Source organism: Devosia sp. (genome assembly GCF_048261455.1).
Taxonomy (GTDB): Bacteria; Pseudomonadota; Alphaproteobacteria; order Rhizobiales; family Devosiaceae; genus Devosia_A.
Genome location: NZ_JBLXGA010000004.1, coordinates 214,562 through 232,629 on the forward strand (window position 1 = coordinate 214,562; position 18,068 = coordinate 232,629).

General features: G+C 63.5%; 17 protein-coding genes. 4 read left to right on the plus strand and 13 right to left on the minus strand.

Annotated features, from left to right (window positions below):
- Window positions 1-17: 17 nt before the first annotated feature.
- Window positions 18-362, minus strand: a complete 345-nt coding sequence (gene yajC / locus ACN0TK_RS06410; protein ID WP_417308638.1) for a preprotein translocase subunit YajC — start codon at window positions 360-362, stop codon at window positions 18-20.
- A gap of 188 nt (window positions 363-550) precedes the next feature.
- On the opposite strand from yajC, the gene ACN0TK_RS06415 reads away from it, so the two are divergent.
- Entirely contained in the window at window positions 551-1,426 is an 876-nt protein-coding gene (locus ACN0TK_RS06415; RefSeq protein WP_417308639.1) for an ATP-binding protein, read from the plus strand.
- A gap of 71 nt (window positions 1,427-1,497) precedes the next feature.
- On the opposite strand, the gene ACN0TK_RS06420 is transcribed toward ACN0TK_RS06415, so the two are convergent.
- The 12 genes from ACN0TK_RS06420 to ACN0TK_RS06475 form a co-directional block, all read right to left on the minus strand.
- Window positions 1,498-2,328 (minus strand): peptidoglycan DD-metalloendopeptidase family protein, encoded by an 831-nt coding sequence (locus tag ACN0TK_RS06420; RefSeq protein WP_417308640.1) that lies wholly within the window; start codon window positions 2,326-2,328, stop codon window positions 1,498-1,500.
- A gap of 499 nt (window positions 2,329-2,827) precedes the next feature.
- Complete coding sequence (gene surE, locus ACN0TK_RS06425) at window positions 2,828-3,583, minus strand: 5'/3'-nucleotidase SurE (RefSeq protein WP_417308641.1); 756 nt, start codon at window positions 3,581-3,583, stop codon at window positions 2,828-2,830.
- Window positions 3,580-4,929 (minus strand): serine--tRNA ligase, encoded by a 1,350-nt coding sequence (gene serS / locus ACN0TK_RS06430; protein WP_417308642.1) that lies wholly within the window; start codon window positions 4,927-4,929, stop codon window positions 3,580-3,582. Before serS ends, surE begins: the two co-directional genes overlap by 4 nt.
- A gap of 111 nt (window positions 4,930-5,040) precedes the next feature.
- Window positions 5,041-5,910, minus strand: a complete 870-nt coding sequence (gene tatC, locus ACN0TK_RS06435; RefSeq protein ID WP_417308643.1) for a twin-arginine translocase subunit TatC — start codon at window positions 5,908-5,910, stop codon at window positions 5,041-5,043.
- A 3-nt stretch (window positions 5,911-5,913) separates the two neighbouring features.
- The gene (gene tatB / locus ACN0TK_RS06440) at window positions 5,914-6,741 is read right to left on the minus strand and encodes a Sec-independent protein translocase protein TatB (RefSeq protein WP_417308644.1); all 828 of its coding nucleotides are present in this window, start codon (window positions 6,739-6,741) and stop codon (window positions 5,914-5,916) included.
- 39 nt (window positions 6,742-6,780) lie between these two features.
- Complete coding sequence (tatA, locus tag ACN0TK_RS06445) at window positions 6,781-7,005, minus strand: twin-arginine translocase TatA/TatE family subunit (protein WP_417308645.1); 225 nt, start codon at window positions 7,003-7,005, stop codon at window positions 6,781-6,783.
- Between the two features lie 52 nt (window positions 7,006-7,057).
- Complete coding sequence (locus ACN0TK_RS06450; protein WP_417308646.1) at window positions 7,058-8,161, minus strand: ABC transporter ATP-binding protein; 1,104 nt, start codon at window positions 8,159-8,161, stop codon at window positions 7,058-7,060.
- Window positions 8,158-8,829, minus strand: coding sequence for an SMC-Scp complex subunit ScpB (gene scpB / locus ACN0TK_RS06455; RefSeq protein WP_417308647.1), 672 nt, complete (start codon window positions 8,827-8,829; stop codon window positions 8,158-8,160). The genes ACN0TK_RS06450 and scpB overlap by 4 nt, the downstream gene beginning before the upstream one ends.
- A gap of 9 nt (window positions 8,830-8,838) precedes the next feature.
- Complete coding sequence (locus ACN0TK_RS06460; RefSeq protein ID WP_417308648.1) at window positions 8,839-9,639, minus strand: segregation and condensation protein A; 801 nt, start codon at window positions 9,637-9,639, stop codon at window positions 8,839-8,841.
- Window positions 9,640-9,714: 75 nt separating this feature from the next.
- Entirely contained in the window at window positions 9,715-12,183 is a 2,469-nt protein-coding gene (locus ACN0TK_RS06465; RefSeq protein ID WP_417308649.1) for an SPOR domain-containing protein, read from the minus strand.
- A 109-nt stretch (window positions 12,184-12,292) separates the two neighbouring features.
- Window positions 12,293-14,038 (minus strand): arginine--tRNA ligase, encoded by a 1,746-nt coding sequence (argS, locus tag ACN0TK_RS06470; protein ID WP_417308650.1) that lies wholly within the window; start codon window positions 14,036-14,038, stop codon window positions 12,293-12,295.
- 63 nt (window positions 14,039-14,101) lie between these two features.
- Window positions 14,102-15,292, minus strand: coding sequence for a deoxyguanosinetriphosphate triphosphohydrolase (locus tag ACN0TK_RS06475; protein WP_417308652.1), 1,191 nt, complete (start codon window positions 15,290-15,292; stop codon window positions 14,102-14,104).
- A 92-nt stretch (window positions 15,293-15,384) separates the two neighbouring features.
- On the opposite strand from ACN0TK_RS06475, the gene ACN0TK_RS06480 reads away from it, so the two are divergent.
- The 3 genes from ACN0TK_RS06480 (at window position 15,385) to ACN0TK_RS06490 (ending at window position 18,044) form a co-directional block, all read left to right on the plus strand.
- On the plus strand, window positions 15,385-15,738 hold the full coding sequence (locus tag ACN0TK_RS06480; protein ID WP_417308653.1) for a HesB/IscA family protein: 354 nt from the start codon (window positions 15,385-15,387) through the stop codon (window positions 15,736-15,738).
- A 75-nt stretch (window positions 15,739-15,813) separates the two neighbouring features.
- Window positions 15,814-16,914, plus strand: coding sequence for a serine hydrolase domain-containing protein (locus ACN0TK_RS06485; protein ID WP_417308654.1), 1,101 nt, complete (start codon window positions 15,814-15,816; stop codon window positions 16,912-16,914).
- Between the two features lie 14 nt (window positions 16,915-16,928).
- The gene (locus ACN0TK_RS06490) at window positions 16,929-18,044 is read left to right on the plus strand and encodes a serine hydrolase domain-containing protein (RefSeq protein WP_417308655.1); all 1,116 of its coding nucleotides are present in this window, start codon (window positions 16,929-16,931) and stop codon (window positions 18,042-18,044) included.
- Window positions 18,045-18,068 lie beyond the last annotated feature (24 nt).

Consider the following 18,068-nt stretch of genomic DNA (forward strand, 5'->3'; position numbering starts at 1 on the left):
GTCGCGCTGTATCAGCGTTACTTGTTGTCGTTGACCGGCGTTGACTTCGAGCGCACGTCGGTAACGCCGCCACGGGTCACGCGAACGCGGGTCCCCTGGGCGATCTCGACTTCGAGGTCTTCGCCATCGACAGCCTTGGTCACCTTGCCCACGAGGCCGCCCGAGGTCACCACGGTATCGCCGCGGGTGATCGCACTCAGCATGGCCTGGTGCGCCTTCATCCGCTTCTGCTGCGGGCGGAAGATCAGGAACCAGAAGATGACGACCAGCAGCAGGATGGGCGCAAACTGGATCAGCAGATCACTGGCGCCCATGGATGGTGCTGCGGCTGCATCCTGTGCGATGGCAGGGGTAACGAACATAAAGTGAAGCTCCTCGCTCGGTGGCTTATTGGCCCGACGGTGGCCGTGCTAGCCCATATAGGGCGCGTTTGCGGCGTTGGGCAGACCCACCGGGCAAAATCGCGCGGAATATAGTGGCCTGACCATAGGATTGCAAAGCCATTCGGCCTGCGGCAAAACGGGCCATCCTCTGGGAGTTCACGCCACCGATGACTGAAGACAATCCGGCGACGATCGTCGCGGCCCTGACACGCATTGCTGATGCGCTTGATCGCCTCGCTCCGTCACCCGCCCCCCCTGCTCCCGACTTCAAGGCAGCCGACGCCTTTCACTGGGATGGCGCAGCCGATCGGCTGGAACCGGTGCATCGGGTTTCTCGCGTACCGCTGGACCTGCTGGAGGGCATCGACGACGTGCGGCGCATCCTGCTCGACAATACGCTGCAGTTCGCACAGGGCCATGCCGCCAACAATGCTCTGCTGTGGGGCGCTCGCGGCATGGGCAAGAGCTCGCTCGTCAAGGCCGTACATGCGCACATCAACGCGCAGAGTGATGCTGCGGCCGGTCGCCTGATCCTCATCGAAATCGCCCGCGAAGATATCGAAACCCTGCCCCGGCTGATGCGGCTGATCGCGCGCGAGCCGCACCGCTTCGTCATCTTCTGCGATGATCTGAGCTTCGATCAGGAAGAAACCAGCTACAAGTCGCTGAAGACCATCCTCGATGGTGGCCTCGAGGGACGTCCGGACAACGTTCTGTTCTACGCCACCTCGAACCGCCGACACCTCATGCCGCGCGACATGGTCGACAACGAACGCGCAACCGCGATTACACCCGGCGAGGCGGTCGATGAGAAGGTGTCGCTGTCGGATCGCTTCGGCCTGTGGCTCGGCTTCCACAATTGCGACCAGCCGACCTTCCTGGCGATGATCCGCGGCTATTGCGATGAGTATGGGCTCGAGGTCGATGACGAGACCCTGCGTGCCCGCGCCATCGAATGGTCAATGACGCGCGGGGCCCGGTCGGGCCGGGTCGCCATCCAGTTCGTCCGCGCTCTGGCCGGCGAAATGGGCAAATCGGTCTAAGACTTCGCGCCTGAAAAAACTAAGGGCGGACCATTGGTCCGCCCTTTTGCATGTCCTGCCAGGCCCTTGGCTTAGCTGGCGAGCAGCGGCATCGGATCGACCGGGGTTGCGCCCTTCCGCAGTTCGAAGTGCAACTGCGGCTTGGAAACCGAACCGGTCATGCCGGCGGTGCCGATATTGTCGCCGCGGTTGACCACCGTGCCCTTGGCCACGTTCATGTCCTTGAGATGCGCATAGGCGGACACGAAGCCGTTCGGGTGGCGAATGAGGATCAGGTTGCCGTAGCCGGCGACACCGGAGCCAGCATAGATCACCTGGCCATTCTCGGCAGCGCGGACCACCGCACCTTCCGGTGCTTCGATATTGATGCCAGTGGCTTTCGAATTGGCGAAATCGGTGATGACGCGGCCCGAGATCGGCCAGCGGAACTTGTCGGCGCCCGACAGCGTCGGTTCCTTGCTCGGCTGAACCAGCGGACCGGGATCGGAGGTCTTGGCCTCGAGCACTGGCTTCGGCGCCGGCTTGGCGGCCGGCGCGGCCGGCTGGGCGACGGGTGTCGAAGGTTGCGGGCTGGCAGCGGCCACCTGAGTGGTCGGACGCGTCTGCGGCACCACCGTGCCTGTCGGTTTGGCCGGAGCCATGTTCGCAAGCAGGTCGGCCCGGCCCGGGATGATGATCTTCTGGCCGACATAGATCTTGTCAGGCGACGAGAAGCCGTTGGCCGCAACGATCGCCTGCGCCGTCACATTGTAGCGCCGTGCGATCGTGTACAGCGACTCGCCACTCTCGATCACATGCACATAGGCGTCTGATGGTACCGATACCGGCGCCGAGCCACCGCCCTGAGTGGCAACGATGGCAGGCGTCGGAACCGAACTCTGGGGCTGGGCTGCGGGCATCATTTGGGTGTTTCCATTTGCGGCTGATGAAGTGAGCACAGGCAAGTCTTGAGTCGAAACTGAGCCCAGCGGCTGGCCAGCCGATGGATTGGCTCCGATCACGGGTGCACCGCGACCGCCACCAATGTCGTTGGGGGGAATGAACGGACCAGTCGCCACATCAGTGGTCGAATTGGGCGCCGAAAGCGTCCTCGGCATTGTCGACGCGCCACTCATTTGTGCAGGCGATCCAACCGAACCCGTGGGGGTCCGATCCAATCCGAGGCTGCTCAACGAACTACACCCTGAAAGTGCGGTCGCAGAGGTCAGCATCCCCACAATTGCAGCGGTCTTCAGCGCCTTACCGGAAATGCGGTTACTCATCAGTCCACTCGTACGCAGGTACTCAATGGAGCTGAAGTTAGGCCGTTAAGGTAAAGACTGACTTAAATGCGATGGAATTTCCGCGCGAATCGCGAATCCGGATTCAGGCCTTCTTAGGGTTACCGCGAAGACCGGCGGGCTAGAGCTGCAGTTTCCCGTCGAGCGCCGCCGCAACAGCCGCGTCTGTCTGCTGCAATTGCAGCGGGGTCACCGTGACGGCGCGCTCGTGCAGCAACTGGTGAAAATCCTGCTGCGGGTCGAGTGGGGACGGCGTTCCGAGGATGGTGATGAAAAATTTGCCCGCGTTGTCGCTGGGGTAATACGCGATGGGCGACCGGGCGAACCGCTGCGCCGGCACCACCCGGATACCAGTCACTTCATCACCGAACGGGATGTTCACGTTGTAATAGACGCCTTCGCCCTGCGCCTTCGCGATCAGTTCGGAAATGACGCCGGCGCCGTGACGGCGCGAGTTGGCCCAGTCCAGCGGCCCACCGGCGGCATAATCGACAGACTGGCTAACCGCTATTCCCAAAACGCCATACATGGCGGCCTGGCGCGCACCAGCCACCGTTCCCGAACAGTTGGAAATATCGCCCAGGTTCTGCCCGTTGTTGATGCCGCTCAGCACCACATCCGGCGTATGGTCCTTGCACAAGTGGGTAAAGCCGACCGCCACGCAATCGGCTGGCGAACCACCATGCACCGCGTACACCTTGGGCTCCCGCTCTTCCATGCTGAGCTCGCGCCCAAAGCTGAAGCGGTGCCCTGCCCCGGATTGATTGCCATCCGGCGCCACAACCCAGACATCATCGCTCAGCGTCGCTGCGATCTCGCGCATCACCGTCATGCCCGGGGCATCGACGCCATCATCATTGGTGATGAGGATCCTCACGAGCGTCCGCCGATCGACGTCAGCCCTTTCATGTAGGGCTGCAGCACGTCGGGGATAGCGACGGAGCCATCTTCTTGCTGATAGTTCTCCATCACCGCGATCAGCGCACGGCCGACCGCGACGCCCGAACCGTTGAGCGTATGGACGTGGCGTACCGTACCCTCGGCGTCGCGATAGCGGGCCTCCATGCGGCGCGCCTGGAAATCACCACAAACCGACACCGATGAGATCTCACGATAGGCGTCCTGTCCCGGCAACCAGGCTTCGATGTCATAGGTCTTCTGCGCACCGAAACCCATATCGCCGGTACACAGCGTCATGACGCGATAGTGGATGCCCAGTTTGTTCAGCACGTCCTCGGCATCGGCGAGCATCTTCTCATGCTCTTCATCGGACCTGTCGGGGGTGGTGATCGCCACCATTTCGACCTTGTTGAACTGGTGCTGCCGCAGCATGCCCCGCGTATCGCGGCCGGCCGATCCGGCCTCCGAGCGGAAGCACGGGGTGAGCGCCGTGAAACGCAGCGGCAGCTCGTCCCCACTGAGGATCGACTCACGGACCAGATTGGTCAGCGGCACCTCGGCGGTGGGGATCAGCCACATCTGATCCTTCTCACCCTCGTCATAGGCGATGATGTTCTTGATCGCTGCGAACTGGTCCTCCCGAAACTTCGGCAATTGGCCAGTGCCGAACAGCGCCTCGTCACGCACCAGCAGCGGCGGCTGGACCTCCGTGTAGCCGTGCGCATCGACATGCAGATCGAGCATGAACTGTCCGATGGCGCGTTCCAGCCGGGCGACTTCGCTCTTCAGCACCACGAACCGGCTGCCCGAGAGCTTGGCCGCGATCTCGAAGTCCATGCCTCCCATGGCCTCGCCAGTCTCGTAGTGCTCCTTCGGTGCGAACGCGAAGCTCGGCTTGGCGGGGCGAACCTTGGACGCTGTCTCGGGCGACCCGTTGGGCCCGAAATATTCGACATTGTCACTTTCATCCGCTCCGACCGGCACCTCCGCCAGCGGCAGATTGGGCGTGGCGAGCAATGCCGCGCGCAGCGCCTCTTCCGCTTCGCGACGCTTCGCCTCCCCGGACTGGATGGTGTCCTTGAGCTCGGCGACTTCGGCCATCAATGCCTGAGCCTTCGCCTCGTCTTTTTGCGCCTTGGCCTGCCCGATCAATTTGGATTGCGCATTGCGCTGCGCTTGCGCCGTCTCGACGATTGCAATCGCGGAACGGCGCGCCTCGTCGAGAGCAATCAGTTCGGATGCCGAGAACGGCGGCTTGCCGCGCGCGGCCAGCGCCTGATCGAAGGCTTCGGGATTGGCTTTGATCCAGTTGATGTCGAGCATGAGGCACCTGCGTGAGAAGCGCCTCGGTTTACCGGATCATGACGGGAGTGCAAGAGGCGCCTGCCCACTCCGCGTCAGGAGTGGGCCGAGAAATCCTGTCGGATCCTGACCCTACTCCGCCGTTTCGGCGGCAGACTCGGCTGCCTTGCGCTGCTTTTCGACCCAGCGCACGGAGAGGATCGCGAGCTCGTAAAGCAGATACATTGGCAGCGCCAAGCCGATCTGCGAGATCGGATCGGGCGGCGTGATGAAGGCAGCGAACAGCAAGATGCCGACGATGGCGTAGCGCCGGCCCTTCTTGAGCATGTCCGAGTTGACGAGCTCGATCCGCGCCAGAAGCGTCAGCACCACCGGCAGCTGGAAACAGATGCCAAACGCGATGATCAACGTCATGGCCAGCCCCAGATATTCGCTGACCTTCACCAGCATCTGGATTTCTTCGGTCTCCATCGAATGGAAGAACCGCATGGCGAGCGGCAGCACGGCGAAATACACCATGCACGCGCCGAGCACGAAGAACACCGGCGTCGCGATCAGATAGGGCACGAAGGCGCGGCGCTCCTTCTTGTAGAGCCCCGGCGCGATGAAGCCGTAGATTTCGATCGCAAGATAGGGAAAGCCCAGGAACAGCGCGCCGAAGAAGGCAAGGCTGAGCTGGGTGAAAAAATACTCCTGCGGCGCGGTGAAAATCAGTTCCACCGGCTGCGGCGCCACGGCCTCACGATACGGCTGCACCAGTATGTTGAAGATCGGCTCTGCGACAAAGAAACAGACGATCAACAGGCCAAAAAGCACTAGCAGCGACCGGATCAGCCGTTTGCGCAGCTCAATCAGGTGGTCGAGCAGCGGCGCCTCGCTGCCAGCAAGCTCATCTTCATCGTCATCCGCAACCGAAGTCGACGGCGTCTTTGTGTCATCCACCTTCGCAGGCGCGGCTGCAGCGGCCGGCTCTTCGGCCTCGGTCTTGTTGGGATCGGCCATGGGTTAGGCCTTCTTGGTGCTGGCGGCGCGCTTGCGCGGCGCCTTGGCAGGCTCCGCGGCCGTGCCAGTATCGGTTAAGGTCTCGGCCTTGCCCGTCCTGGGCGCCTTCGCCGGGGCTGAATCGGCACCTGTCGCGGCCGACTTGGCCGTCCGCGTGGTCCGGGCCTTGGGCGCCGGCTTGGGCGCATCTGCTGGAGCAGATTTGGCAGTTGCTGTCTTGGCCGTGGCGGACTTCGCAGCCCGCGGCTTTGCGGTACTCGACCGAGCCGAGGTCGCCTTGGTGGGCCCGGCTTTGGCGGGCGCAGCTTTGACCGGGGCATCGGCCTTGGCCGTCTCGGCAGGCTGCTTCGCGGGCTTGGCCGTTGCAGTCTTTCGACCTGAGGCGCCTGACTTTCGAGGTGCCTTCGGCTTGACCTCGGCTGTCGGCGTGGCATCAGTCGATTTCGTGGTCGGCGTCATTTGCGGACCGGACGTATCGGTCGACATCCCGGCCTTCGCCTTGATCTCGTCGACGACGCTTTCCTTGTTGGGATCGGACGGCTTGATCGCCCCCGACGGCTTCTCCTTGCCGTCGGCGCCCACCGTGTTGAATTCCTTGCGGATTGCGTCCGTCGTCGCCTTCAGCGGCTGCGTGATCGACGACCGCAGATTACGGATCTCGTTGAGCCCCGTAGTCTTGTTGATTTCCCGCTGGAACTCGGAACCCATGCGACGAATCTGGCCGGCAAACTTGCCGACCCGATTCATCACCGCGGGAAGATCCTTGGGGCCGATGACGATCAGGGCGAGAACCCCGAGCACCAGCATTTCCGTCCAGCCGACGCCGAGCATATCTTAGTGTTCCTGGAGCCGACCCTCAGATCGCAATGATCAGACGTCCTTAGCTTTTTCAGTCTGGCGAGGCGTTTCGGCGCTCGCGCTGGCGTCGATCTGAGGCGACGACTTTGGCGTCTCGTCCTCGTCCTTCAACCCCTTCTGGAAGGACTTGATGCCAGAAGCAACTTCCCCCATGAGGCCTGAAATCTTACCGCGTCCGAACAGCACGATCACGACGACCGCTACAACGATGATGCCCCAAATGCCTGGCGCGTGCATGGCTTTCTCCGAGAAATTTGCCTAACGCTTACTCTATCACGCAGAAATAGGTTCATTCATTGGCGAACACAAGGACGTGTTCCGGATGCAGCGTCAGGAATACGTCACAGCCGACATAAAACCGCGCGTCGACCGGCCTGCGAATCTGTACAGGGGCGTCGAGACCGTCCACCCGGACTTCGCACAGGGCTACGCCGATTGCGTCCCGCCGGGCGACGATACGCCCCGGAATACCGGGCCCATCGAGCGCCACATCCACCACCCCCACCGGCCTGATGCCAACCGTCACGGCAGCACCTTCCGCATATCCCTCGACTGGAACGCTGCCGAGGGGTGTGTCTATTCGTCCCGCCGACACCCGGCCGGCCATTTCACTTAATGGAGAGAAGAACCGCGCAGCACTGAGATCGGCCGGTTTTTCATAAACCGTAGTCGCCGTATCGATCTGAACGATTCGTCCCTTGCGGAGCAAAGCCACCCGATCACCGAGCAGCATCGCCTCTTCAGGGTCATGCGTCACGATCAGTGTCGTCGCCCCGGTTTCGCGCAGCACCGCCATGGTTTCGGCCCGCACACTTTCGCGCATCCTCGCATCGAGGCTTGAGAACGGCTCATCCAGCATCAACACACCAGGGCGTGGCGCAATCGAGCGCGCCAACGCCAGGCGCTGCTGCTGGCCGCCCGACAGCATGTGCGGATGATCATCTTCGCGGTCCACAAGCCCGACCCGTCGCAAGGCCTGCCGTGCTTGCGCAACCGCAGACGTACGATCCAACCGGTCGAGACCGAACATCACGTTCTGCAACAGGCTCATATGCGGAAACAGCGCGAAATCCTGAAACATCAAACCAATACCGCGCCTGTCCGGCGGCAAATGCACGCCGCCACCCGACACCACCTCGCCATTGATCCGCACAACACCGGAGTGAATACGCTGGATGCCGGCGGCCACCCGAAGGATCGTCGATTTGCCCGACCCCGACTCGCCGAGCAAACACACGATTTCGCCGGGGGTCAGTGTCAGATCGAGCTGTCGAAGCACCTCGCGGCCGCCGAGGCGCACATCGACGCCCTCAAAGCTCAATGCAGAGGCAAAGCTGACGCCGGCGGTGCCACGCGGGCCCCAGCCTTCATTCGATTGCAGAGGCGCTTTCAACTGTCAGTCCCGTCGGGTTGGTCATGGTCTTCCGCATCGAGCGGATCTTCGTCGTCGCGCAGCGGCCCGTCGATGGGCAGCGGCACCTGGAAATTGGGGGGCAAGCGGTTGGACAACAGCCCCGTCCCCTTCAGTTCGTCGAACCCAGGCAGGTCAGTGATGCTCTCCAGGCCGAAATGATCGAGAAACGCCTCCGTCGTGCCATAGGTCACTGGCCGGCCCGGTGTCCGGCGGCGGCCGCGCATCCGGATCCACCCCGTCTGCAACAGCACATCGAATGTGCCGCCACCACTTTGGACACCACGCACCTCTTCAATTTCGGCACGTGTTGCCGGCTGGTGATACGCAATGATCGCAAGCGTCTCCAGCGCCGCGCGCGACAGCTGACGATTCTCAGTCTGTTGGCGCCGCAGCAGGAATGACAGGTCGTCTGCCGTGCGAAACGCCCAGCCCTCGCCACGGCGCACCAGATTGACGCCACGATTGGCATAGCGATCGGTCAACAGGCCGAGCAGCTTTTCGACATTGCTGCCCTCCCCGAGATAGGGCGACAACTCGTCGATCGACAGTGGGGCCTCCGACGCGAACAGCACGGCCTCGAGCACGCGCAGGTTGCGTTCCGTCACGAACGCCACCTCGTCGTCTCCGCTCAGCGGCTCGTCATCCATACCAGAATCCTATTCGGTATCTTTGGGCGCTTCGTCCTTGCGCCGCCGAACCAACAGCGGCCCGAAGGTCAGCGACTGGCGCAGTTCTAGTTGCCCCTGCCGCACGAGTTCAAGGCTGGAGGCAAAGGTCGATGCCATCGCCGTCTTGCGCAGTTCCGGAACATCGAGAAATTGCGCCAGATAGGTATCGAGCGGCACCCAGTCCATGCTGTCGCCGACCAGCCGCGTGAGGATGTCCCGCGCCTCCTTCAGCGACCAGACGCTGCGCTCGAACAGCTCGTAGTCTTCACTGAGCCCGGTGGACCGTCCGCTGGCATAGGCCGCCAGCAGCTCATACAGCGTCGCCTCGAACAGCTGAAGGCGATCGACCACCACGGGCTCGGGCTGGCCGCGGGCGTGGATTTCGCGACCGAGCCGCGGCCGGTTCATCAACTGCATCGACGCATGGCGCATGGCTTCGAGCCGCTTCAGCCGGAACTGCAGCAATGCGGCCATCATCTCGCCGCTCGGTTCTTCGTCACCCGGAACTGGGGGAAGCATCAAACGGCTCTTGAGATACGCCAGCCAGGCCGCCATCACCAGATAGTCGGCGGCCACCTCGATCCGCTTCTGACGCACGGTCTCGATGAAGTCGAGATACTGCTCGGCCAGTGCCAGAACGGAGATTTTTGCCAGATCGACTTTCTGGCGCCGCGCCAGATCGAGCAACAGGTCGAGCGGCCCTTCGTACCCGGCCACGTCGACGTACAGCACCTCATCGTCGCGCGAAGCCTCGGGCTCCGCGAACCAGTCGCGGGGAGTATCGGTCATGGTCGCGCCAGCTCTTTCACCAGGCGGCAAGCTTTAAGGCTGCCATCCGACCCGTCAAGCGAGGCGCACTGCCGATCAACCGTTGATCGGCACGCAATCCGAGCCGTTGGCCTTGATCGTCGCACAGGCCTGCGTTGCCTGCTGGAAAGACCCGGTGGGCAAGACCACGCGATACCAGACGCCCTTGGACCCAAGGTTCACTGGCCGCACCTGCAGCTGCGCCCCATTTAGCAACCCGTTGAGCCGGCTCTGTAGCGTGCGCAGCGAGGCCTGGGCGTCACCTTCCGTCCGCTGGGAGGACAGTTGCACATAAGGTCCCGACGCCGTCGCGGGCGCATCGACATTGAGCGGTGCACTGTTGCTTGCCACTGGCGTCGCAGTGCCGCTGGCGAGGCGGCTGCGGTCTGTCGGACGCGGCATAGGCACGGGCGCAACCACCGACGGATCGATGTTAGCCGGATCGCTCGGCTGCGCCAGCACTGTGTCCGTATCGCTCGAAGGCTGCTCTACGGGTGCGACGACATCTGTCGTCGCGGGTTCTGAATCCGGGATGGACGCCAGGAGTTCCGATGGTTGCACGTCAGCGCCGGGCAGTTCTGGCACGGTCGGGCGATCCACGGGCAGCGGCTCGCTGCCGGCCAGCGCGTCGTCGCCGCTGACGATGGTGCCATCGGGCCGCACCGTCACGGTCCGCACCTTGCGATTGGCCAGCTCGCTATCACCGATATCGCTGTCACCAACCGGGCGTGCGACATCGGCAACGCTGGTCTCTTCGCTGCCATCGCGCGATACGAGCTGCTCTTCACCGGTCGTTTCGACGCCATCGAGTTCGTCGAAGACGACAGAATTGGTTGCCTCGGATTCAGCCTCAGGCGGCGGGGCTTCCTTGGTCGGGGTCGCATCTGCCGACAGAACCGGCGCTTCCGCATCGGTCGGGCCACTGCCCATATTGAAGACCCAATACAGTCCCAGCCCGGCGGCAAGCAGCAGAGTGCCCGCTACTGCCATGCCGATATATTGGCGCGCCCCGCCGGAAGCAGTGCGCTTCTGTTCGGGCTTGGCCTTGGGACGGCGATAGGCCTGGTTCGCCCGCACACGACTATCGTTTCGGTCGACCTCGGCGCCAGCTGACGCGGCCGCAGCCAGAATCGCAGCCTCCGCAGACGAAACGGTGGCCTCGCTTTCCTTGATTGCGGCGCGGCGCGGCGCAAATCCAGTCGTCAGCGGCGGCACGACCGGCGCACCGGATTGGGTCGCGGGTGTCGGTTCGACTGCGCGGGGCGTCGAAGTCGGGGTCGGGGCTGGCGTGGAGACTTTCGGCTCTTCCCCACGCGCCGGCCGTTCCGGCGCGGCGAGCTCGACGCGCACGGCTTCTCCGATGAGACTCTCGATCTCATCCATTGGATCGCGCTCTGCAGCAGGCGCCTGGGCCGACGGATTGGCGTCCTGGCCCGGACGCTGGGCAGCAACCGGGTCAACACGCGGCGCCGAAGTCATCTCGTCACGCGCCGGTTCGCCTGCACTCGGTCCGGGAACGCGCGGAGCTGCCTCATGGGCCTGAGGCGCTTTGGGCATATCACGCGGCGCTTGCTGCGGCGAAGGCTGGCGCACCGGCCCCGGCACGATGACCGGCTCCTCTGCGGTTTCGTTGGCGTCGAGTTCAGCCGAAATCAGATCGGCAATCGGATCGACTTCCTCGTAAGATCCCGTGGCAGCTTCGGGTTCGTTCTGCGCGGCAGATTCCTCCACCTCGGACGAACCGAACCCGAAGTCGAAATCAAAACTGTCATCATCCGGCTGCGGCTTGCCGACAACCAGCGGCTCCTGATCGTTCTGCTCAGAACCGACCCCAGTCTCCGACGACGGGCCAGCCTTATCCTGCTGATCGACTGACGGCTCGACGCGCTCCGGCTGGCTCTGCGTGGCGCCGCTGCTGCGTGTTTCGCCACTGACGCTCGGCGTCACAGCAGGCTGCGGGACGCTCGCCGGCCGCGTTTGCGAACCGAAATCCGCAGATTTTGGGGTTTCCCGCTCGCGCCAATTGCTCATCGGCTCAGGCGCAACGGAAGGCGCCGCAGGCGGCTTGCCGAAATCGAAGGACGGCACTTTGGGCGCCGGCGCCGCTGAAGCCGCCCCCGCCTGCTCGTCATTCCGCGAAGGCTCGTCGAACGCGCTGGTCTTGGCCGAAGGGGTTGCGCTCTGCGCCGGGTTAGGCTCTGCCGGTGCCGGCTGGTCCATGCCGGGAATGCGAATACTCGGTCGCGCTGGCGCTGGCGACGCAGCCGGCTGCGTTGCGGCCGGACGTTCCGGCGCCTGAGGCGATGGCGATGCGTCCTCGTCGGAAGCACCACTGCTATCTGACTGTGGGGACGGCGCATCGCCGCCCGGGATACGAACCGACACCGGCGCACGTGCCGAACTGTCCTTCTCGCTCACCAGCTTGGGCGCGGGCTTGGTTTCCGGTTCAGACGCTGAGCCGCCGCTGGCCATAAGCTTGGCCAGTTCAGCGATCAGGTCATCGGATTTTTCTTGTCCATCAGACATCTGCAGTGTGCCCGCCGCCCTGCCCGGCAGCGCCCTCTAAGTGGTCACGGTGACTCGCAACGACCCCCGCCGAGCGTTGTCGGCCACTCTTCACACCAATACGCCCGAATTATGAAAGCTCATCAGGGGCTGACACTCCCAGCAATCCCAAACCATTGGCAAGAACTTGCTGAACTGCATCGACAAGTACGAGACGCGCGATTGTCAGCTTTGTCTGATCCGCGTTAACAAAGCGTAAGGCAACATCCTGGTTACCCTTCGCCCAGAAGCCGTGGAACGCTGCCGCCAACTCATAAAGGTAAAAGGCGATCCGGTGCGGTTCGTGCGCGACAGCGGCCGACGCGACTATCCGCGGCCATTGCGCAGCGGCCCGAATAAGCTCCAGATCAGCCTCGCTGTCGAGCAGCGAAATATCGGCACTAGCCAAGGCACCCGCACTTATTTCGAGCTCAGGCATCTCGGAGGCAACCTTGCGGAACACCGACCAGGTGCGGGCGTGGGCGTACTGGACGTAAAAGACCGGATTATCCCGGGTCTGCTCCTTGACCGCCGCGAAGTCGAAATCCATCGCCGCATCGTTCCGCCGATAGAGCAGCATGAACCGGACGGCATCCTTGCCCACCTCATCGACGACATCCGCCAGCGTCACCATTTCGCCTGAGCGCTTGCTCATCTTGAATGGCTCGCCGTTCCGCATGAGCCGCACGAGCTGGCAAATGCGCACGTCGATCTCGGCCTCGCCCTTCGACACAGCCTTCACCGCAGCCTGCAGCCGCTTGACGTAACCCGAGTGGTCAGCCCCGAGCACATTGATCATGTGCTTGAAGCCACGCAGATATTTGTCGCGGTGATAGGCGATGTCGGCGGCGAAATAGGTGTAGCTGCCATCCGACTTGACCAGCGCCCGGTCGACGTCGTCGCCCCAGTCGGTGGCGCGGAACAGGGTCTGCTCGCGGTCTTCCCAGTCCTCTGGCGTCTTGCCTTTCGGCGGCTCCAGCCGGCCCTGATAGACCATGCCCTGCTCCCGCAGCCATGCGAGCGTGTTCTCGATCTCCTTGCCCTGCCCGTGCAGCGTGCGCTCGGAGAAGAAGACGTCGTGATGGATATTCAGTTTGGCCAGGTCCGCCTTGATCAGCTCCAGCATGGCGGCCAGCACCCGCTCCTTGACCAGGGGCAGCACCTCGGCCTCGGGCTTGTCCTTCAGACTATCGCCGAATTCCGTGGCCAGCGCCTCGCCGACCGGGATCAGATAGTCGCCGGGGTAGAGACCGGGGGGAATCTCGATCGCCTCGCCCAGCGCCTCGCGGTAGCGCAGCAGCGTTGAGCGGGCCAGGGTATCGATCTGGCTACCGGCGTCGTTCAGATAGTATTCGCGGGTCACGTCGAACCCGGCATAGGCCAGCAGCGAAGCCAGCGCGTCGCCGAAAACCGCGCCGCGCGTATGGCCGACATGCATCGGTCCGGTCGGGTTGGCCGAGACATACTCGACATTGACCCGCTCGTTCTTGCCGATGTCCGCCTTGCCGAACGCATCGCCCTGCTCGGCGATCGAGCGCAGCGCCCGGTGCCAGATGCCGTTCGACAGCCGCAGGTTCAAGAACCCCGGCCCCGCCACTTCGGCGGAAAGAACGTCGGCATCGTCTGCGAAATAGGTCGCCAGCGCCGTCGCGACGTCGCGCGGCTTCTGGCCCAGCGGCTTGGCGACCACCATCGCAGCGTTGGTCGACAGATCGCCATGCGCAGCATCTCGCGGCGGCTCGACCACGATACGCTCGAGGACATCCTCGGCAATAGCGGGGAACAACGAGGCGAGTGCGTCGGAGACGCGGGTCTGGAACAGCGCGAAGACGTTCATTTCAATCCTGCGAGGTCTTGGGTCTAAGCCACATGGCCCGGGCCACTCGGGGCGCCGCAGGCCCTAACCCAACTGGCCCCCACCGTCAAACAGCTGAGCATGCTGCTCGAGTGCATAAGGGTCGGTCATGCCAGCAATGAAGTCGGCGACAATGCGGGCCCTGGCCGCGCCATCCACGCTCCTTGCCGCGACGCCCCAGTCGTTCGGCAGCGCGCCGATCGCCTGGTAGTGGTCGAAGAGTTCGGCGACGATGGCCTCGCTGCGCCGCACCGGCGCCATCACCGTTTCATGGCGATAGACCCGGGCGAAAAGGAAACGCTTCAGTTCCCTTTCGTCCCGCGCCACCTGTGGGGAGAAGCGGATCAGCGTTTCTCCGGCGGCCCGCACATCCTCCACCGAGCGCACGCCTGCGGTGGCAATTGCCGCTGCGCTTTCGCTGATTACATCCTCGATGCTCACCGTGATCAGCCGCCGCTGCACCTCATGCGCCTGTCGGCTTTGCGCAATATCGGGCCACCGCTCTTTCACCTCACGCACCAGCGGACCGACCAGCGGCACGTCGAGGAGATCGTCGAGGGCAATAAGCCCGGCCCTCAGGGCGTCGTCGATATCGTGCGCGTTGTAGGCAATGTCGTCGGCAATCGCCGCGACCTGCGCTTCGAGGCTCGCGTGGGTGGAGGCCATCAGGCCGGCCGCAGCGGGGATGTCATCGAGCCCCGCGGGAAGGCCTTCTTCGCGGTATTTTCCGACCGGTTCTCCGGCTGCGTCGATCAACGGACCGTTGTGCTTCAGAATGCCTTCGAGGGCTTCCCAGCTCAGGTTCAGCCCATCGTGCTCCGCATAGCGGTTCTCGAGCCGGGTGACGACGCGGATCGCCTGCATATTGTGGTCGAAGCCGCCCCAGGCACGCATCTTCTCGTTCAACGCACGCTCCCCGGCGTGGCCGAAGGGCGTATGCCCGAGATCATGCGCCAGTGCTACCGCCTCGGCCAGATCCTCGTCGAGCCTCAGCGCCCGCGCAATCGAGCGCGCCATCTGACTCACTTCCAGCGTGTGGGTCAGCCGCGTGCGAAAATGCTGACCTTCGTGCAGCAGGAACACCTGGGTCTTGTACTGCAACCGGCGGAATGCGGTGGAATGGATGATACGGTCCCGGTCCCGCTGGAATTCGGACCGTGTCGGGCTCGATTGTGTAGTGTACAGTCGCCCGCGGCTCGCTGCGGGATCGGACGCATAGCTTGCGCGTTCACTCATCGTTGCGGGGTCGCACCCTTTTCATCGTCACCAGACGATATTAGATAGTGGTGAAGCGCCACGTATTGAGGCGCATCGAAAGGCCGGAAATCATGTCTGAAGCTGCTGTAGCATCCAATAGTGTCAGTTTGACAGACCGGGCGGCCAAACGCATTGGCCGCATTCTCAGCAAGCAGGGCGAAGGCACGGTATTGCGCATCGCGGTGTCCGGTGGTGGCTGCTCGGGCTTCCAGTACGAGTACAATCTGGTCCAGGAGCAGCCCAAGGCCGACGACCTCGTGCTCGCCAAGGACGATGCGACAGTGCTGATCGATTCGCTCAGTCTCGAATTCATGGGCGGCGCGGAAATCGACTATGTCGACGACCTGATCGGACAGAGCTTCCAGATCCGCAATCCCAACGCCGTTGCCGGCTGCGGTTGCGGCACGAGCTTTGCGGTCGCCTGACGTCTGAGCCTTTCGGCGACTTGCCTTAGCCGCCAGCACACAGGTAGCGTCCTCCGCATAATGGGAGGAAGTTCAATGAGTTTGCAGAGCAATCTGGACGCGGCAATTAATGCCGCACTGGTCGATCGCATCGTCGGCTGCGTGGTTCTGGTCAACCAGAATGGCAAGGAAATCTATGCCCGGACGGCCGGATTCGCCGATCGGGAAGCCGGCCGCAAGCTCGAACGCAACGCCATCTGGCGACTGGCCTCGGTCACCAAGCCGGTGGTGGCCACCGCGGCGCTCAGGATGATGGACGAGGGCCTGCTGCAGCTCGATGATCCGGTGACGAAGTACCTGCCCTACTTTACCCCACCGAGCCCGGATGGCGAGGTGCGCCCGATTACCCTCCGCCAGCTGTTCGCGCACAGTTCGGGCCTGTCCTATGACGCGGTGCCGGATGACGTTTCGCCGGGCATGCGCGGCCCCTTCATTTCGCTGGAGGAGAACCTGCGGCGGCTGGCCAAAGCGCCGCTGGTGTTCGCACCGGGCACCGGCTGGGCCTATGGCACCAGCATCGACGTGCTTGGCGGCGTGATCGCTGCCATCAACGGATCCACCCTCGAAGCCGCAGTGAACAAATATGCGGCCGGCCCCCTGGGCATGGTCGACTGGCGCTTCACGCCCACCGACGCCAGCCGCGTCACCGCCAACTACTTCAACGGCGAGCTGCCGACACCCGCCATTGTGCCCCCGGCGCGCATTACCGCGGACAATGATCAGACCACCACATGGGACGTGGACCGGATTTTCCGTGCTGACGCCACGCAGTCGGGCGGCGGTGGCTCCTGCGGCACGGCCGATGACGTGATGAAGATGCTCGAAGTCTACAACGGCAACAGCGGCCATCTGAAACCCGAGACGGTTGCCGAGACGTTCAAGAACCAGATTGGCGACCTGCCACGACGCGAGAGTGACACCGGCAAGCGCTTCTCACTGCTTGGCGCCCTGCTTGACGATCCCGCGGCCGCCAATAACCCCGCCCCGGCCGGTACACTGGACTGGGGTGGTGCTTGGGGCCACAACTGGGTCATCGATCCCACCAACAAGCTGACCATTCTGGTCTGCACCAACGTTGCCCCCGAGGGCGTCAACGGGCCGTTCCGTGATGACATTCTCAGAGCCGTCTACAACTGACCGGGTAACTCGTGATGGATCTGACAGCCCGGCTAGATGCCACGATCGCCAATACTCTGGCCGACAACAGGCTTGTCGGTTGCGTCGTACTGGTCGCCCGCAAAGGTGAAATCATCTATCGCGGCGCCCATGGCCTGGCGGATCGCGAGGCCAATCGCGCCATGACGGAGGACGCCATCTTCCGGCTGTCTTCCGTCACCAAGCCCCTGATCGCGGCGACGATACTGGCGCTGGTGGACGCAGGCAGGATCGGGTTGACCGACCCGGTCACGGACCACCTGCCAGGCTTCCGGCCCCGGCTGGCGGACGGATCTGCACCGCCGATCACCATCCATCACCTGCTGACTCACACCTCGGGGCTGCCGACAACTTCGATCCTCACCGACGCGGAACAGGCGGCGGGGATCAACCGCTGGCGGCTGGGTGACGACGCGATCATGGAACGGCTGAGCGCTCTGCCCCTGCTGTTCGCGCCGGGCACCGGCTGGGCCTATGGTCCCTCTATCGACGTCCTCGGGCATATTGCGGGCCGCCTGGTCGGCGGCCGTCCCGAAGACGCGCTCAAGCGCTACGTCACGGGGCCGCTCGGCATGGCCGACACAGGCTTCGTCCTTGCTGATGACAGCCGCCTGGCGGCTGCCTATGCAGACGGCGTCGATGGGCCGGAGCTGATGGGAGATCCCCACACCATCCCGAACTATTGGGGTGGGACCACAACCTATGACCCTGGTCGGATTTTCGATCCCGAGACTTTTCAGTCCGGCGGTGGTGGCGCGGCCGGAACGGCTGACGACATTCTGTGGCTGCTCGAGGCCCTAAGGAACGGCGACGGTGTGCTGCGCCCGGAGACGGCGGCGCTCGCGATGAAGAACCAGACCCCGCAACTCACCGATGCGAGCGGCCCCGGCTGGCAGTTCAGCTATCTCGGCGCCTGGCTCAAAGACCCGGCGCGCGCCCAGTCTCCCGCAGCGATCGGAACCAACCGCTGGGCCGGCATATATGGCCACAACTGGTTCATCGATCCGGATCGCGAGCTGACCGTCGTGTCGATGAGCAACACCGGCCTCGAAGGCTCGGACGGACAATTCCGCACCGATGTCCGCGATGCCATTTACGCCAGTCTGGACTAATCTGCCGAAGCTGAGGTTTCGCGA

Coding starts and splice junctions, on each gene's coding strand:
- yajC (WP_417308638.1), bottom strand. CDS start 362: ATGTTCGTTACCCCTGCCATCGCACAGGATGCAGCCGCAGCACCATCC.
- ACN0TK_RS06415 (WP_417308639.1), top strand. CDS start 551: ATGACTGAAGACAATCCGGCGACGATCGTCGCGGCCCTGACACGCATT.
- ACN0TK_RS06420 (WP_417308640.1), bottom strand. CDS start 2,328: ATGATGCCCGCAGCCCAGCCCCAGAGTTCGGTTCCGACGCCTGCCATC.
- serS (WP_417308642.1), bottom strand. CDS start 4,929: ATGCTCGACATCAACTGGATCAAAGCCAATCCCGAAGCCTTCGATCAG.
- tatC (WP_417308643.1), bottom strand. CDS start 5,910: ATGGCCGATCCCAACAAGACCGAGGCCGAAGAGCCGGCCGCTGCAGCC.
- tatB (WP_417308644.1), bottom strand. CDS start 6,741: ATGCTCGGCGTCGGCTGGACGGAAATGCTGGTGCTCGGGGTTCTCGCC.
- tatA (WP_417308645.1), bottom strand. CDS start 7,005: ATGCACGCGCCAGGCATTTGGGGCATCATCGTTGTAGCGGTCGTCGTG.
- scpB (WP_417308647.1), bottom strand. CDS start 8,829: ATGGATGACGAGCCGCTGAGCGGAGACGACGAGGTGGCGTTCGTGACG.
- ACN0TK_RS06460 (WP_417308648.1), bottom strand. CDS start 9,639: ATGACCGATACTCCCCGCGACTGGTTCGCGGAGCCCGAGGCTTCGCGC.
- ACN0TK_RS06465 (WP_417308649.1), bottom strand. CDS start 12,183: ATGTCTGATGGACAAGAAAAATCCGATGACCTGATCGCTGAACTGGCC.
- argS (WP_417308650.1), bottom strand. CDS start 14,038: ATGAACGTCTTCGCGCTGTTCCAGACCCGCGTCTCCGACGCACTCGCC.
- ACN0TK_RS06475 (WP_417308652.1), bottom strand. CDS start 15,292: ATGAGTGAACGCGCAAGCTATGCGTCCGATCCCGCAGCGAGCCGCGGG.
- ACN0TK_RS06480 (WP_417308653.1), top strand. CDS start 15,385: ATGTCTGAAGCTGCTGTAGCATCCAATAGTGTCAGTTTGACAGACCGG.
- ACN0TK_RS06485 (WP_417308654.1), top strand. CDS start 15,814: ATGAGTTTGCAGAGCAATCTGGACGCGGCAATTAATGCCGCACTGGTC.
- ACN0TK_RS06490 (WP_417308655.1), top strand. CDS start 16,929: ATGGATCTGACAGCCCGGCTAGATGCCACGATCGCCAATACTCTGGCC.